The 15,676-nt window shown below is 69.4% G+C and carries 12 protein-coding genes; 6 read left to right on the top strand and 6 right to left on the bottom strand.

The window, feature by feature from the left end; all coding sequences use genetic code 11:
- Positions 1-16 precede the first annotated feature (16 nt).
- From QM779_RS14770 to QM779_RS14745, 6 genes are all read right to left on the bottom strand, one after another.
- Positions 17-1,450 (bottom strand): MFS transporter, encoded by a 1,434-nt coding sequence (locus QM779_RS14770; protein ID WP_428536542.1) that lies wholly within the window; start codon positions 1,448-1,450, stop codon positions 17-19.
- Between the two features lie 407 nt (positions 1,451-1,857).
- Positions 1,858-3,351: a C-glycoside deglycosidase beta subunit domain-containing protein gene (locus QM779_RS14765; RefSeq protein ID WP_428536540.1), complete on the bottom strand. Its 1,494-nt coding sequence runs from the start codon at positions 3,349-3,351 to the stop codon at positions 1,858-1,860.
- A 25-nt stretch (positions 3,352-3,376) separates the two neighbouring features.
- Positions 3,377-4,681: a C-glycoside deglycosidase beta subunit domain-containing protein gene (locus tag QM779_RS14760; RefSeq protein ID WP_428536538.1), complete on the bottom strand. Its 1,305-nt coding sequence runs from the start codon at positions 4,679-4,681 to the stop codon at positions 3,377-3,379.
- Positions 4,682-4,800: 119 nt separating this feature from the next.
- On the bottom strand, positions 4,801-5,982 hold the full coding sequence (locus QM779_RS14755) for an ROK family transcriptional regulator (RefSeq protein ID WP_428536536.1): 1,182 nt from the start codon (positions 5,980-5,982) through the stop codon (positions 4,801-4,803).
- A 90-nt stretch (positions 5,983-6,072) separates the two neighbouring features.
- On the bottom strand, positions 6,073-7,488 hold the full coding sequence (locus QM779_RS14750) for an MFS transporter (RefSeq protein ID WP_428536534.1): 1,416 nt from the start codon (positions 7,486-7,488) through the stop codon (positions 6,073-6,075).
- Positions 7,489-7,650: 162 nt separating this feature from the next.
- Entirely contained in the window at positions 7,651-8,763 is a 1,113-nt protein-coding gene (locus QM779_RS14745; RefSeq protein WP_428536532.1) for a Gfo/Idh/MocA family protein, read from the bottom strand.
- Between the two features lie 125 nt (positions 8,764-8,888).
- Here QM779_RS14745 and QM779_RS14740 point away from each other — a divergent pair, with 125 nt between their 5' ends.
- The 6 genes from QM779_RS14740 to QM779_RS14715 all read left to right on the top strand — a co-directional run bounded on the left by QM779_RS14740 (position 8,889) and on the right by QM779_RS14715 (position 15,640).
- The gene (locus tag QM779_RS14740) at positions 8,889-10,160 is read left to right on the top strand and encodes an ROK family protein (protein ID WP_428536530.1); all 1,272 of its coding nucleotides are present in this window, start codon (positions 8,889-8,891) and stop codon (positions 10,158-10,160) included.
- 282 nt (positions 10,161-10,442) lie between these two features.
- Positions 10,443-11,531, top strand: coding sequence for a sugar phosphate isomerase/epimerase family protein (locus QM779_RS14735; protein WP_428536528.1), 1,089 nt, complete (start codon positions 10,443-10,445; stop codon positions 11,529-11,531).
- A 10-nt stretch (positions 11,532-11,541) separates the two neighbouring features.
- On the top strand, positions 11,542-12,507 hold the full coding sequence (locus QM779_RS14730) for an ROK family glucokinase (RefSeq protein ID WP_428536526.1): 966 nt from the start codon (positions 11,542-11,544) through the stop codon (positions 12,505-12,507).
- Between the two features lie 9 nt (positions 12,508-12,516).
- Positions 12,517-13,533 carry a sugar phosphate isomerase/epimerase family protein gene (locus QM779_RS14725; protein ID WP_428536524.1) on the top strand — a complete coding sequence of 339 codons (1,017 nt, stop codon included), beginning with the start codon at positions 12,517-12,519 and terminating at the stop codon, positions 13,531-13,533.
- 2 nt (positions 13,534-13,535) lie between these two features.
- Positions 13,536-13,919 carry a C-glycoside deglycosidase beta subunit domain-containing protein gene (locus QM779_RS14720; protein ID WP_428536522.1) on the top strand — a complete coding sequence of 128 codons (384 nt, stop codon included), beginning with the start codon at positions 13,536-13,538 and terminating at the stop codon, positions 13,917-13,919.
- Positions 13,920-13,933: 14 nt separating this feature from the next.
- Positions 13,934-15,640 (top strand): GMC oxidoreductase, encoded by a 1,707-nt coding sequence (locus tag QM779_RS14715; RefSeq protein WP_428536520.1) that lies wholly within the window; start codon positions 13,934-13,936, stop codon positions 15,638-15,640.
- The last annotated feature ends 36 nt before the right edge of the window (positions 15,641-15,676 follow it).

The following is a 15,676-nucleotide window of genomic DNA, read 5'->3' as shown; positions in this document are numbered from 1 at the left end:
CGCAGCCCCGGACGGCCTAGCCGAGGACGGGCGCGACCGGTTCGCCCACCTCGGCCACGGCCTCGCGGCTGGGCTTGAGCAGCAGCGCTGCGGTGACGGCAGCAGCGACGAAGACCACCGCGCCCGCCGTGAACACCGCCGAATAGCCCGCGACCATCGCCGCCACGCCCTCGCCCGCCTTGCCTGCCACCGCGACGTAGAGCGCCGTGAGCGCGGCCAGCCCGATCGAGCCGCCGAGCTGGTTCGTCGCCGTGGCTGTGGCGGACGCGACGCCCGCGTCGTGCGGGTCGATCCCCGCCAGCGCCAGGTTGTTCAGCGGCACGACGGTGAAGCCCATGCCCAGCCCCATCAGGACGACGCCGGGCAGCACCTGCGTCCAGTAGTCGCCGCCGACGGTGATCCGGCTGAGCAGGAAGACGCCGATCGCGCTGATCAGCGGGCCGAAGATCATCTGGCGACGCGGCCCGAACCGGTCGATGAGGCGGATCGCGAACGGCACCGCGGTCATCAGGGAGAGCGTGAACGGCAGCGTCCCCAGCCCGGCGAGCAGCGGCGGCAGCTTCAGCACGAGCTGGAGGTGCAGCGCGAGGTAGACCATCGCCCCGACGCCCACCACGCCGAGCAGCGCCTGCACGGTGAAGGACGCGGCGCGCGTCCGGTGGGTGAGGATGCGCAGCGGCAGCAGCGGGTGGGCGACCCGTCCCTCGATCACGACGAAGCCGGCGATCAGGACCAGGCCGAGCACGATCGAGCCGACCGTCCACACCGAGGTCCACGACTGCTCGGCCAGCGTGAGCCCGTAGACCAGCGCGCCGAAGCCGAGGGTTGCGGTGAGCGCGCCCGCGATGTCGTAGCGCCGGTCGCCCTGGGCGCGGCTCTCGGGCAGCAGGACGAAGCCCGCGACCAGCCCTGCGATGGCGAAGGGGACGTTGACGAGCAGGCACCAGCGCCACGAGAAGAACTCGGTGAGGACGCCGCCGAGCAGCATGCCGATCGCCGACCCGGCGCCGGCGAGCGACCCGAAGATGGCGAACGCCTTGTTGCGCTCGTTGCCGTCGGGGAACGTGAGGGTGACGAAGGCGAGCGCCGCGGGAGCCATGAAGGCGGCGGCGAGGCCCTGCAGCCCGCGGGCGGCGAGGAGTTCCGCGCCGCTGTGGGTCAGGCCGCCCCACGCGGAGCCGATCGCGAACACGGCGAGGCCGGCGAGGAACACCCGCTTGCGGCCGACGAAGTCCGCGACGCGTCCGCCGAGCAGGAGGAACGAGCCGAACGCGAGCGCGTAGGCGGTGACCACCCACTGGCGGCTCGCGTCGGTGAAGCCGAGGTCGGCCTGCGCGCTCGGCAGGGCGACGTTGACGATGGTGCCGTCGAGCACCATCAGCAGCTGGGTGAGCGAGACGGTGGCGAGCGTCCACCACCGACGCGACGTGGAAGTAGAAGGTCCTGGCATTGTGAAATCCCTTGTCGAGACGGGATGTCAGGCGGGTTTCGAGCCCTCGATCGGCACGCTCACCGCGTCCGACCACCACCGGGATCCGCCCGGCCAAGACATTGAAGATTCTATCAGATCAGCAGGTTCAACGGTCCCTGAGGAGCCCACCCCGTCATCCCGGGCTTGACCCGGGATCTCCACGACCACCATGGCGACCATGACGCCGAGATCCCGGCCTTCGCCGGGATGACAGACCAAGCCCCACTCTGTCATCCCGGGCTTGACCCGGGATCCCCACGACAACCATGGCGACCATGACGCCGAGATCCCGGCCTCCGCCGGGATGACAGACCGGAAGTCGTGGCGGCGGCCCTTCGTGACGCCGGCTCGTTCCTCGCCGGCTCCTCAGGGACCGTTGCCGGAGCTCAGGCCAGGGCGGTGAGGACCTTCTGCTCGAGCTTCAGGTGGCGGGCGAGCTGCTCGTGGGCGTCGTTGAGGTGGAACGCGTGGCCCTCGTACTCGCTCAGCAGGACGCCGGAGAAGCCGGACTCGACGATCGCGGCGAGCAGCTTCTCCACCGGGATCTGCGGGTCGGTCAGGTCCTCGGTCACGTGGTAGAACTTCGAGTGGAAGTACTGGACGCGGTGCAGCAGGGTCTTGAAGCCCTCGATGTCGGCCGGCCCGAAGGACAGGAACCCGAACATCTCGCTGATCGCCCACTTCTCGGCCTCGCCGCCGCCCATCTCGGCGATCTTCGCCTGCATCCCGGCCTCGTCCAGGCCGTCGTGGCGGTGCGCGATCACGTAGTCGAGCAGCTCGGGGCTGGCCCCGTTCGCGATGTGCCGGTCCAGCGCCGGCTGCGCCGGGCGCTCGATGAAGCAGCCGAAGTCCGGCACCAGGCCGAGGTAGGGGCTGTCGATCTCGTCCATCTTCGCCAGCATCGCCTGGACGCTCGCGTCGCTCGGCGTGTGCGGCGCGTGCACCTCGATGCCGATCCGGACGCCGTAGCGCTCGGCCATCGCGGCGGACGCCTCCAGCAGGTGCAGCGGGATGTCCCCCGAGCGCAGGAAGGTCGCGCCGAGGTCACGGGCGGTCATCAGGTCCGAGGTGATGTCGAGGATCAGGTCGGCGTCGGTCGCGTCGTGCCCGGTGATCCGACCCTTGTCGAGGTAGCCGCCGTAGCTGTTGATCTGGACGCCGTACTGCTCCGACAGCGCCCGGACGGCTGCGATCTCGGCCTGGGTCGGGTGCGGGTACTGGCTGAACACCATCGAGCCGATCAGCTCGTACTTCTTCACGCCGAGGGAGTTCAGCTCGGCGAACATGTCGGCCAGCCCGAAGTCGGGGTCGTCGACGAGCCGCTCCTCGAAGCCGTACAGCGACACCGCCTGCTCGATCGTCCCGATCGTGGCCGTCGCGACGCCCTCCTCGCGGGGCACCGTCACGCCGGTGCTCGCCTCGATCACCGAGCGCTGCGGCGCGGCGGGGCCGTGCTCCAGGGTCAGGGTGCGGGTGGCCGACCCGTCCACCATGCCGTAGGCGCCCAGCCCGAACTGCATGTAGACGTTGCGCACGTGCAGCTCCACGCCGACCTCGTGATCGCCCTCGGCCAGGCCGCCGTTGTAGACGTTGACGCGCAGGTCGTGCTTGATGTCCCAGAACTCGGTGAACGCCAGGCTCAGCTGGTCGGGCATGAACAGCTTCTCGTTGTACTCGAACAGCATCAGCTCGGCCGGCACCGGCGTGCCGTCGACGGTCAGCTCCAGCTTCTCGACCGACGACAGCGGCATGCCGCGGTAGTAGTTGAGGCCGATGTCGAGGGTGAACCCGGCCACCGCCTCACCGAGGCGCAGCTCGCGCAGCGACCCGGGGTGCAGCACCTTCTCCTCGTGGGGGAGCTTCATGAACAGCGTGGGCATGGTCTTCTCTTCTCTTCCTTGTGGGTCAGTGCTGGAACAGCTCGCGCTCGAGCTGACCGAACATGGCGTGCTGGCGACGGACCTGCTCGATGCCGCGGTACGGGGAGCGGTCGCCCTCGTACTCGCTGGACAGGTAGCCGGTGTAGCCGGTCTCGGCGAGGACGCGGAACACGTCCCGCCACGGGATGTGCGGATCGACGAGGTCGGTCCCCACGTCGTAGAACTTGGCCTGGATGAACACGACGTACTTCATGATGTCGACCAGGTCGGACGCCGGCACCGAGAGCGGACGCAGCGGCACCGGCACGTCGTCCTCGGACTCCGGAGGCAGCCCGTCCCAGCCGAGGAACGCGGTCTTGGTCATGAAGATGCCGGTGTCGATGAGCAGGCCGAAGTTGGTCGTCCCCGTCCGCTCGATGAAGTCGATGTAGCTGTCCACCACCGGGTGCCGGATCGGGGTCGGGCTGTGGATCTCGGGGCAGATCACGATGCCGAGGTCGTGGGCGAGGTCGAGGGTGCGCTCGACGGCCTCGTCCCAGATCGGGTGCGGCACCAGGTCCTCGGTGATCACGCCGATCTTGGGACGCACCGTGCTGAAGCCGAGTTCGTGCGCGAGCCGCACGTCGTGGGCGAGCTGGGCCGCCCCCTCCTGCGCGGTCAGGTCGCGGTCGAGCCACATCCGGGAGTCGATCCACGAGCCGTAGTTGGTGGGGGTGAGGGAGTACTTCGCCAGCAGCCGCTGCCACTCGTCGATCCAGGCCGGGGACGGGTCGGGGTAGCCGGGGATGTTGCCCTCGCCGAGGATCTCGATGCCGGTCGCGCCGAGGTCGGCGATCTCGGCCATCGCGTCCTCCAGCGTCAGCAGCGTGTACATGTCGCCGGTGTAGCTGTACAGCGAGACGCCGTAGGAGAACGTCGGGGACGCGATCGGGGCCACCAGCGCGAGGTCGCGTTCGGCGTGGGTGATGCCGGGCTGGAACTCGATCGGGATGTACGGCGCCCGCAGCCGGACGTCGACGGCGACCCGGTGGACGCCGGCGGCGAGCCCTCCGGGCAGCGGGACGCGGACGACCATGGCGTCCATCAGCGACCAACGGACGCCCGAGGAGTGCCGCAGGGTGTCGAGGTCGTAGCTGGTGCCCTGCAGGACGAGGGTCGTGTCCTCGTGCGACCAGGTGTGGCCGTCGACGGTCACGTCCACCCCGTCGACGAGGCTGCCGGATAGGCCGCGGTAGTTGGGGTTGCGCAGGACGAGCTGGAAGCCGGTGACGGCACCGTCCTCGACGGTGTTGGTGAAGCCGGTGTTCTGGATGATGTCGCGGTTGAGCATGGGGTTCTCCTTGGGGGAACTCCCCCGGCGGCGTCGCTGCCGCCAGTGGGAGGACGCCGGGTCGGGCGTCGAGTGGTCGGTGGGGTCGGGGAGGGCGGACGGAGTGGTTCAGGCGGACGTCAGCCGACGGCCGCCGGCTCTCTGTCCAGCGCCGCCTCGAGGAACGGGGGTGAGAACACCGCGTCGATCGCCAGGTGGGCAGCACCGATGACGCCGCCGAGCGCGCCGGACTGGGCGACCGTCACCCGGAGGTTGCGGCTGGCCAGCGGCAGCGCGCGCGAGTAGACGGACTCCCGGACGCCGGCCAGCAGCGGCTCGCCGACCTCGACGATCTCGCCACCGATCACGATCACCCGCGGGTTCAGCAGCGCCGTGCACGCGGCGAGGACCTCGCCGAGCGCGCGGCCGGCGTCCCGCAGCGCCACCACGGCCTCGATGTTGCCCGCGCGGACGAGTTCGACGATGTCCCGCGGCGAGCTGGCCGGGACGCCTTGGGCGGTGAGGGTCGCGGCGATGCTCATCCCGCCGGCCAGGGACTCCAGGCAGCCGCGGTTGCCGCACCGGCAGGGACGGTCCCCAGCCGCGGCGGTGTACACGTGGCCGAGGTCTCCGGCCGCGCCCTCCGCGCCGTGCAGCAGGTGGCCGCCGCTGAAGATGCCCGCGCCGATGCCGGTGGCCACCTTCACGTAGATCAGGTCCTGCACGCCGGGCCAGGCCAGCGCCCGCTCGCCGAGGGCGAGCACGTTGGCGTCGTTGTCGACGAACACCGGGCAGCCGTAGCGCTCGGAGAGCACCGCCCGGACGTCGTAGCCGTCCCAGCCGGGCATGATCGGAGGGCTGGTGGGACGGCCCGAGCCCTGCTCGACCGGGCCCGGCAGGCCGATCCCGACGGCGATGACCTCGCGTCCGGCTACCGCCGGGTCGACGCGGAGCGCGTCGAGCCGGGTGAGGACCAGGTCCATGACCCGTCCCGGCCCCTCGCTGATCCGGACGTCGTCCCCGGCATGGGCGAGGACGGTGCCGAACAGGTCGGTGACGGCGTAGGCGGCGTGGTTCGCGCCGAGGTCGACGGCGAGGACGACCTTGTCGGCGGCGTTGAACGCGAAGGCTGCGGACGGGCGTCCGCCGGTCGAGGCGGCTTCGTCCGTCTCGCGGACCAGGCCGGCGTCCTCGAGGACGGCCAGCCGCTGTGCGACCGTCGTACGGGCCTGCCCTGTGAGCAGGGCGAGGTCGCGCTTCGTCCGTGCCCTGCCGTCCCTCAGGATCGTCAGGATCTCCCCTGCGCTACCCGGCTGGTGCATCTGTGGACCCTGCCCTTCCCGTACGTTCGTGTGCACTGCTACTGCAATCGTGGGTCGGGGGCCGGACCGAACCGGCCCCCGACGTTGCGATCAGGCTTCCGCCGCGGCCCGCTTGGCCTCGAGCCGTGCCCGAATCTCCTCGTACTTCTTCTCGGTGATCGGGTACAGCGCCACCGGGATGATCGCGAGGAGGCTGAAGGCCGCCGGCACGATGTTCACGGTGAAGTTGATGCCCGTCGCCGCCAGCGCGGACTGCTCGTGGGCGTTGGCCACGTAGCCGAACGCCCCCAGCAGGATCGCGCCCATCGCCGCGCCGACCGCCGAGGCGATCTTCGTGCCGAGACTGACCGCGGCGTACGCCGTGCCGTCGCTGCGCACGCCGGTGGAGTCCTCGGCGTAGTCGATCGCGTCCGGAACCATCGACATGATCACGGGGGCGGCGAAGTTGCCCAGGCCGTAGAGGGCGGTGAGCACGAACACCATCGGCACGTTCGACGGGTCGACGAAGAACAGGATGATCGTCGGCACGGCAGTCACGATCATCGAGATGTTGATCGTCTTCTTCTTGCCGAGCGTCTTCGACAGCCGGGCGAACAGCGCGATGCCGATGGCTCCGGCGATCGAGGGCAGCATCATCAGCCAGGCGATCAGGTCGAACCGGTGCATCATGTAGATGTAGTAGTAGACCGCCACCGCGAGGCGTCCGAAGAGGCCGGTGAGGACGAAGAACAGCGCCAGGGCCACCAGCATCAGCGGCTTGTTGCCGAGCACGACCTTGAGGGTGGTCGACAGGGGGACCTTGGTCGCGGTGATGTCGGGCTGGATGACCTCCTTGCACTTGGCGTAGACGATCCAGAACATCGGGACGGCCACGAGGGCCATGATCCCCGCCGTGATCGTGTAGCCCATGACGTTGGTGGTCTGGCCGTCGCCCACCCCGCTGAAGTGCAGGATCAGCGGCATCGTGAACGCGCTCAGTGCGACAGCGCCGAGGTTGGTGCCGATCATGCGGAACGAGTTCAGCGAGACGCGCTCGCCGGGGTCGCGGGTCATGACGGTGGAGAGCGCGCCGTAGGGCAGGTTCACCGCGGAGTACATGAAGCCCATGAACAGGTAGGTCACGCCCGCCCAGATCATCTTGCCGACGTCACCGGTCGGGATGGTCATGAAGGTGAGGATCACGCTCACGGCCAGGATCGGGGAGCCGAACAGCAGCCAGGGACGGAAGCGTCCCCACCGGGTCGGGTGCCGCTCGGCGAAGGCGCCGAGCATCGGGTCGAAGATCGCGTCGGCGACACGGGCGACGAGCATCAGGATGCCGACGGACGCGGCCGCGAGGCCGACGTTGTCGGTGTAGAAGAGGACGAGGTAGCTGGACGCGAGCGTCCACATCAGCTGGCTGGCGAAGTCGCCGAGACCGTAGGCCAGCTTGGTGCCGAAGGTGAGCTTGTCACCGGCAGCGACGGAGGTGGCCACCCGGGCCCCCACGGTTTGCTGTTCAGCCATTTCGAGTGTTTCTCTTTCTCGTAACACCACATTGTGTTGCCGGCTCCTGCCGGCCGGATCGAGCGGCGCTGGATCCGTTGGGGTGAGGGCCCGCCACGTCCGTTGCCGCGGACGTGGCGGGTTCGCCGAAGCGACCTCGGGGAGCCCTGGCGGGCCCGTGGACTACTTGGTGAAGACGACCGGCTGGCCGGTCTCGGCGGAGGTGTAGATCGCGTCCAGGATCTCGGTGACCACGCACGCCTGCTTCGCGGTCACGTAGGGCTCGGTGTCGTTGATGATCGCGTTCAGCCAGGACTCGGCCTCCAGGCCGCCCATGTAGGCGAACCCGCTCAGCGGCACGCCGCCCGCGCCGAAGTAGCCCGAGCCGGTGTCCGGCTTGGTCTTGACCAGCTCGCCGCCCTGGACGTTGTTCAGGGTGACCAGCAGGTCGGAGGTGCCGGGGTTCTGGATGGTGTCCGCGCCGCCCTCGGTGCCGCACAGGGTCACGCAGGCCTCGCGGGAGTCCTGCACGTTCAGCGCCCAGGCCGCCTCGACGAACATCGACGCGCCGTTGGTGAACTTCACGAAGCCGAAGGCGGAGTCCTCGACCGTGTAGGTCTCGGGGTCCCACGGGCCGGCCATGTTGCCCTCGGGCTTGTCGCCCAGCTTGTAGTTCACGACACCGGTGACCGACTCGACGTCGTAGTTGTCCATGTACCACAGGGTCAGGTCGATCGCGTGGCCGCCGAGGTCGATCAGCGGGCCGCCGCCCTGCTTGGACTTGTCGGTGAACACGCCCCAGATCGGGACGCCACGACGACGCACCGCGTGGGCCTTCGACGCGTAGATCTCGCCGAACCGGCCCTCGTCCACCGCCTTGCGCAGGAACTGGGACTCGTTGCGGAACCGGTACTGGAAGCCGACCGACAGCTTCTTGCCGGTGCGCTCGGCGGTGTCACGCATCTTGCGGGCGTCCGCACCGGTGACCGCCATCGGCTTCTCGACCAGCACGTGCTTGCCGGCCTCCAGGGCCGCGCAGGTGATCTCGCAGTGCGACACGTTCCAGGTGCAGACGTGGATCACGTCGATGGTCGGGTCGTTGAGGAGGTCGTGGTAGTCGGTGGTCACGTAGGAGTCCGGCGAACCGTGGGAGTCCTTGGCCGCCTGCGCCCGCTCGACGTCGAGGTCGCAGAAACCCACGATCTCGCACTTGTCGAGGTGCTGGGAGAGGCCGACGAGGTGCTTCTGGGTTCCGATGAAGCCCAGGCCCACGATGCCGATCCGAAGTTTCGTCATTGAAGTACCTTCCAAAGCCGTTTCTTATGATCGTTCGGATCATAACGGTGGTAACCATATGCATCCGTCGTGCGTAAGTCAAGACCCTTATGATGAAGTCCCCAGCTGACAGAGGAAGAGGCGACGTGTACCCCGTATCGCCGCAGGACCCGTGGGTGCAGGTGGCCGAGGTCGTCCGGCTGATCCGCACCGGCGAGGCCCAGACCCGTCCAGAGCTCGCCGACGCCACCCGGCTCGGGCGCAACATCATCACGCAGCGCGTCCAGGCCGCCCAGGAGCTCGACCTGGTCCGCCCGTCGGGCACCCAGCGCTCACGGGGCGGGCGAGCGGCGGACGTGTGGGAGTTCAGCGGCCACGAGGGCCGCGTCCTCACCGGGCTGATCGGCCTGACCGGGCTGCGGGTGACCCTGAGCGACCTCGCCAACCGGGTCATCGAGGACCGGCGGATCCCGTCCCCGCTGACCATCGATCCGATCCAGAGTTGCGAGCTGATGGCCACCGAGATGGAGGGCATGCTCGCCCGCCACCACGCCGGCGGACGCGCGTGGGGGATCGGCCTCGGCGTGCTGGCGCCGGTCGACTTCTCCACCGGAAGGAGCGCGGACCCCGTCACGTCGAGCACTCCGAACATCCGCTGGCCGAGGGAGTTCGACGTCCGCACCTGGCTCACCCGGAGGATGCAGGCCCCGGTCTGGGTGGAATCGGTGTCCAACCTCGCCGCGCTCGGGGCGGCCGCCGAGCCGGGAGCGCCGTCGGACCTCGTCTTCGTCCGCCTCGACCGTGGCGTCGGCAGCGGGATCATCTCGGACGGACGGCTGCACCGCGGCGCCGACTGGATCGCGGGCGAGATCACCCACATCGTGGTGAACCCCGACTCCGACCGGATCTGCCTGTGCGGACGCGTCGGCTGCCTGGACGCCTACGCGTCCCGGTGGGCGATCGAGGCCGACGCCCGGCGCGCCGTGGCGGAGGGCCGGAGCCCCCACCTCGCGGCCGTGGACGCGTCCGCCCTCACTCTGGCCGACGTCGTCGCGGGGGCGGACGCAGGCGATCCCACCTGCACCGAGCTCGTGGTCAGGGCTGCGGACGCGATGGGCCGGGCACTCGCCTCGGTCGTCACGTGGTTCAACCCGCGCCGGGTCGTGGTCGGCGGCAACGAACTGGCCGACAGCAGCCTCTTCCTCGGCACGGTGAGCCGCACCCTGCACGCGCAGGCGCTCGCGGCGTCCGTGCAGAACCTCGAACTGCGGCAGGGCAGGTCGGACCGGTTCGAGGAGGTCACCGGCGCGAACACGATGGTGGTCGACGCCCTGCTGTCCCCCGACTACCTCGCGGAGTGGGGTCCCGAGGGCTTCCCGATCGACGTGGAGGTGCTGCTGGCGCGCCAGTCGCGCTGACGCCGGCCGAGGTCGGTCCGTCGGATCGGTCGCGACTTTCGGCACCGAATCCCGGCCGGGCCGGGCCTCCTGGAAGCGAAGTGCGGAGTTCGGCCCCGTCCGCACCCTGTCAGCGCGCCTTCATCGGGGCCGAAAGCCGCGAGTCTGTGGATCGCCCGGCGGGCGGGCCACCATTCGGTGCGGAAACTCGCGGTCGCCGGGCCGCGACGCCCGATCGCCAGGATCCGTCGGGCTCGGGACTTACTTGCGGACCTCCTGTACTTATGCATACTATGTGCACAAGTGCAGGAGATCATCGACCTCTTGCGCCGCAGCAGCAGCCAACATCGGCAGCGCCTGCCGCTCACCGAAGAGTTCCGGAGGTTCCTGATGTCTCGTCCTGTCACCCTGTTCACTGGCCAGTGGGCGGATCTGCCGTTCGAGGAGGTGTGCCGGCTCGCCTCTGAGTGGGGGTTCGACGGTCTGGAGATCGCGTGTTCTGGTGATCACCTGGACGTGTTCGCCGCCGCCGAGGACGACGACTACCTGGCGGCGAAGAAGGCGACGCTGGAGCGGTACGGCCTGTCGGTGTACGCGATCTCAAACCATCTGACCGGGCAGTGCGTGTGTGACGACCCGATCGATTCCCGGCACCAGGGCATCGTGTCGGCCCGCACGTGGGGTGATGGTGACCCCGAGGGGGTGCGGCAGCGGGCCGCGGAGGAGTTGAAGGTGACCGCGGTGGCCGCGGCCCGGCTGGGCGCGAAGGTCGTGACCGGGTTCACCGGGTCGAAGATCTGGAAGTACGTGGCGATGTTCCCGCCGGCGTCGGCGGAGATGATCGCTGACGGCTACGCCGACTTCGCCGAGCGGTGGAACCCGATCATGGACACCTACGAACAGCAGGGCGTGAAGTTCGCCCTCGAGGTGCACCCCTCCGAGATCGCGTACGACTATTGGACGAGCAAGGCCACGTTGGAGGCGATCGGGCACCGGGAGGTGTTCGGGCTGAACTTCGACCCGTCCCACATGAACTGGCAGCAGATCGACCCGGCCGGGTTCCTGGTCGACTTCGCCGACCGGATCTACCACGTGCACTGCAAGGACTCCAAGCGCCGCTTCAACGGCCGCAACGCCCCGCTCGGTTCGCACCTGGCCTGGGGTGACCCGCGGCGCGGCTGGGACTTCGTGTCGGCCGGACGCGGCGACATCGACTGGGAAGCGATCTTCCGCACCATCGAGGGCATCGGCTACACGGGCCCGATCTCGGTGGAGTGGGAGGACGCCGCCATGGACCGCCTCCAGGGCGCCCCCCAGGCCCTCGCGTTCGTCCGCGAACACCTGTTCACCCCGCCCAGCGCGGCCTTCGACGCCGCCTTCTCCCAGCACTGAGGACCCTGTGATGACTGAACTGACCATTGGTGTCGACATCGGCGGCACGAACATCCTGGCCGGGGTCGTCACCCCGACCGGGGAGATCGTGGCGACGACCCGCCGGGCGACCGACCCGTCCGACCCCACCCAGATCGAGGAGGCGGTCGCCGAGGCCGTCGCCGAACTGATGGCCTCCTACGAGGTGGCCGGGGTGGGGGTCGCGGCGGCCGGGTTCGTGTCGGCCGACCGCAGGAAGCTGCTGTTCGCCCCGAACATCGCCTGGCGTGACCACCCTTTGGCTGACCGGCTCGAAGCCCTGATCGGGCACCCGGTCGTGATCGAGAACGACGCCAACGCCGCCGCGTGGGCCGAGTACCGGTTCGGCAACGGAGCGGGCACCACCGAGATGGTGATGCTCACCCTGGGCACCGGCCTGGGCGGGGCCGTGATCAGCAACGGCCAACTCGTCCGGGGCGCGTTCGGAGCCGCCGCCGAACTCGGGCATGTGAAGATCGTGCCCGACGGTCACGTGTGCGGCTGCGGGCAGCGGGGCTGCTGGGAGGCCTACGCGTCCGGCACCGCCCTGGCGAGAGCCGCGCAACGGTTCGCCTACGAGTACATCCCGGCCGCCAAGACCATGCTCGACCAGGCCGCCGGCCAGCCGCTCACCGGCGCCCACGTCGGCGCGGCCGCCCGGCTCGGCGACCCGGCCGCGCTCGGGCTGCTGGCCGAGTTCGGACGCTGGCTCGGCTACGGGATGGCGACCCTCACCGCCGTCACCGACCCCGAGGTGTTCGTGATCGGCGGGGGGATCACCACCGCGGCCGGCGACCTGATCCTGCCGACCGCCCGCGAGCACTACCTGGCCAACCTGTCCGGACGCGGCTACCGCGGCGAACCCGCGATCCTCACCGCGAAGCTCGCCAACAACGCCGGGATCATCGGCGCCGCCGACTCAGCCCGCACCCCCGCCGCCCAACCCGTCCACGCCTGAGGAGCACCCATGAGCCAGATCAAGACAGCGGTCAGCTGCTACAGCCTGCAGGACTCCTACGCCCGCGGCCGGCTCGACCTGCCCAGCGTGCTGGAGTTCATCGCGTCCACCGGCGCGCAGGGCGTCGAGCTGATCAGCGACCAGATGATCCCCAGCACCCCGCACCCGAGCGAGGAGACCGTCCGCACCTGGCGCACGGCGCTGGAGGCGTCCGGGCTGGTGCCGGTCTGCAACGACATCTTTATCAACTCCACCATCTATCGGAACCGGACGCTGCGCGTCCCCGAGCAGGTCGAACTCCTCCAGCGTGACCTGGACGTCAGCAAGCTGCTCGGCTTCGACCTCGTCCGCCTCGTCTCCGACACCTCCGCCGAGGTGACGCTGGCCGCGCTCCCCTACGCCGAGAGCATCGGCGTCACCATGGCGCTGGAGATCCACGCAGGGATGAGCTTCGCCGGCACCCTCACCGCGCAGTGGATCGACATGATGAAGAAGGCACAGTCCGAGCGCCTCGGGCTCGTCATCGACTTCGGCATCTTCTGCGAGCGGCACCCGCGGGTCTCGACGAACTACTTCACGAGCATCGGGCTGACGCCGGCCGTCGCCGACAAGATCGACGAACTGTACGCCGCCAACGGCGACACCCTCCGGGCGTTCGGAGACGGTTCCGACCACGGCATGAACTTCCCGCCCGAGCTGACCAGCCTGTTCCGCGGCGAGGTGGACGGGGAGTACTCCTTCTTCTCCACCGGCTACGAGAACACGCCCCTGGAGTGCCTGGACGAGCACATCAACTACATCCGCCACTTCCACGGCAAGTTCTACGAGATGCTCCCCGACGGCACCGAGTACTCGATTGACTACCCGAAGGTGATCACCCGGCTGAACCAGCTCGGCTACGACGGCTACATCGCCAGCGAGTACGAGGGCAACCGCTTCACCCCGATCGACGTCCCCGTCGACGACCAGGGGCAGGTCCGGTCGCACCAGGCCATGCTCGCCGCCCACCTCAACGACGGGAAGTAACCATGTTCGACAGCTATGTGTTCACCGAGGGCTCGGCCCGCAACACCACCCTGGCCGACGGCAGCGCCGCCTTCCAGCTGGAGACGCTGATCACCTACTACCGCGGCATCCCGCTGTCGATGGTGCACGACGTGCAGCTGGTCATCGACGGCACCGACGTCCCCCGCGAGGAGATCACCATCTCGCCCAACGGCACCGACTGGTTCACGCTCGACGAGGCCACGACCGTCACGACCTACCGTTGGGAGTACGGCACCCCGCTGTCCATCCGCCGGACGGGCGCGCTGCCCCAGGGCGACCACGAGGTCACCCTGCGCCTGAAGATCCGCGTCGCCTACATCCCCGTCCCCTTCGGCGGGGAGCGCACCCGCACCGTCGCGGTCTAGGAAGGAAGAGAGCCATGGCCAACATCGAGCGCCGCTTCGACGCCGTCGTGATCGGCTCGGGGCCGGGTGGCAGCAGTGCGGCCAAGGAGCTCACCGAGCGTGGGCTGGACGTGCTCCTGCTGGACGCCGGCCGCGAGTTGCGCGAGGAGGACTTCGTCCCGCCGGACTACTCGAAGAAGAAGCCGGCGCCGATGGGCATGGACCTGCTGCCGCGGGCGAAGGCGATGGCCGGGGGCCAGTTCCGGCAGGCGTGCCGCCCGTACTTCTCCGAGTCGTCCAACCGCTTCCTCGTGAACGACTTCGAGGACCCCTACTCGACGCCGCTGACCCGGCCCTACCTGTGGGTGCGCTCCAAGCTGCTCGGCGGACGGATGCACAGCTACGGGCGCGTCCTGCAGCGGATGTCGGACGCCGACTTCCACGCCGCCAGCCTGGACGGGTACGGCACCGACTGGCCGATCTCGTACGCCGATCTGGAGCCCTGGTACGACCGGGTCGAGGAGACCGTCGGCGTCTACGGGGACGCGGACGGCCTCGTCCACCCGCCGGACGGCAGGTACCGCGGCCCCGGCTTCCTCTCCACCGTGGAGAAGGACTTCAAGGAGAAGGTCGAGGGTCGCTGGCCCGAGCGGAAGGTGATCTCCTGGCGCGTCCAGGCGCCGTTCCCCGACCGCGTCCCGCCGGGCATCGCGGACGCGAAGGCCACCGGCCGACTGACGATCCGCACCGAGGCCGAGGTCGTCCGGATCACCACCGACGAGACCACCGGCCTGGCCACCGGAGCGGTCTTCGTCGACCGCAACACGAAGCGCGAGCACCGGGTCTTCGCCGACGTCGTCGTGCTCTGCGCGTCCACGATCGAGTCGATCCGGCTGCTGCTGAACTCCGGCTCGGCGAAGCACCCGAACGGTCTGGGCAACTCCTCCGGCATCCTCGGCCACTACTTCATGGACCAGACGATCAGCGTCGGCTTCTTCGATGCCCCGCGGTTCGCCGGCACGTGGGACTCCCCCGACAACATGCCGGCCGACCCCTTCTACGGGGTTCCCGGCGGCATCCTGATCCCGCGCTGGGAGAACCTCGGCGCCGAGCAGTCGGGCCAGTTCAAGCGGGGCATCTCGTTCCAGGGGCTCGGCGGCCGCTTCCCCACCCCGCCCGACCACGGCCCGATGTTCGGCCTGGGCGGCTCCGGGGAGATGCTGGCCCGGTTCGACAACCACGTCCGGCTCGATCGCGTCCGCAAGGACAAGTGGGGCATGCCGCTGCCGTACATCGACCTGTCGATGGGCGAGAACGACCGGCTGCTGCTGGAACGGACCATGACGATGCTGCGGGAGATGGCCGACGAGACCGGCCTGCGGGTGAACTTCATCGGCTCGGCCGCAGGACTGGAGTCGAAGGACGTGTGGCCCGACTTCAACCCGCTGCAGCGCGCGATCTTCAAGCAGGGCATCAAGCTGTCGATCATCCTCGGCGCCGCCATCCACGAGACCGGCGGCGCCCGGATGGGCAACGACCCGAAGATGGCCGTCACCAACGGGGTGAACCAGCTGTGGGACGTCCCCAACGTGTTCGTCCCCGACGCCGCGTCGTTCGTGTCGGGCAGCACCGTCGGGCCCGCCCTGACGATCATGGCGCTGTCCGCCCGCGCGTCCGCCTTCATCGCCGAGCACCACGGTGACGGCACGCTCACGCGTCCGACGGAGGCGGCCTCGCTGTAGGCGGGCGGCGCCCCGACAGGGGTACTGGCAGTCACT

The organism is Propionicimonas sp. (assembly GCF_049840635.1).
Taxonomy (GTDB): domain Bacteria; phylum Actinomycetota; class Actinomycetes; order Propionibacteriales; family Propionibacteriaceae; genus Propionicimonas.
Note: the sequence above shows the minus strand (reverse complement) of the source record. Positions and strands in the feature narration are given on the sequence as shown.

Coding starts and splice junctions, on each gene's coding strand:
- QM779_RS14770 (WP_428536542.1), bottom strand. CDS start 1,450: ATGCCAGGACCTTCTACTTCCACGTCGCGTCGGTGGTGGACGCTCGCC.
- QM779_RS14765 (WP_428536540.1), bottom strand. CDS start 3,351: ATGCCCACGCTGTTCATGAAGCTCCCCCACGAGGAGAAGGTGCTGCAC.
- QM779_RS14760 (WP_428536538.1), bottom strand. CDS start 4,681: ATGCTCAACCGCGACATCATCCAGAACACCGGCTTCACCAACACCGTC.
- QM779_RS14755 (WP_428536536.1), bottom strand. CDS start 5,982: ATGCACCAGCCGGGTAGCGCAGGGGAGATCCTGACGATCCTGAGGGAC.
- QM779_RS14750 (WP_428536534.1), bottom strand. CDS start 7,488: ATGGCTGAACAGCAAACCGTGGGGGCCCGGGTGGCCACCTCCGTCGCT.
- QM779_RS14745 (WP_428536532.1), bottom strand. CDS start 8,763: ATGACGAAACTTCGGATCGGCATCGTGGGCCTGGGCTTCATCGGAACC.
- QM779_RS14730 (WP_428536526.1), top strand. CDS start 11,542: ATGACTGAACTGACCATTGGTGTCGACATCGGCGGCACGAACATCCTG.
- QM779_RS14725 (WP_428536524.1), top strand. CDS start 12,517: ATGAGCCAGATCAAGACAGCGGTCAGCTGCTACAGCCTGCAGGACTCC.
- QM779_RS14720 (WP_428536522.1), top strand. CDS start 13,536: ATGTTCGACAGCTATGTGTTCACCGAGGGCTCGGCCCGCAACACCACC.
- QM779_RS14715 (WP_428536520.1), top strand. CDS start 13,934: ATGGCCAACATCGAGCGCCGCTTCGACGCCGTCGTGATCGGCTCGGGG.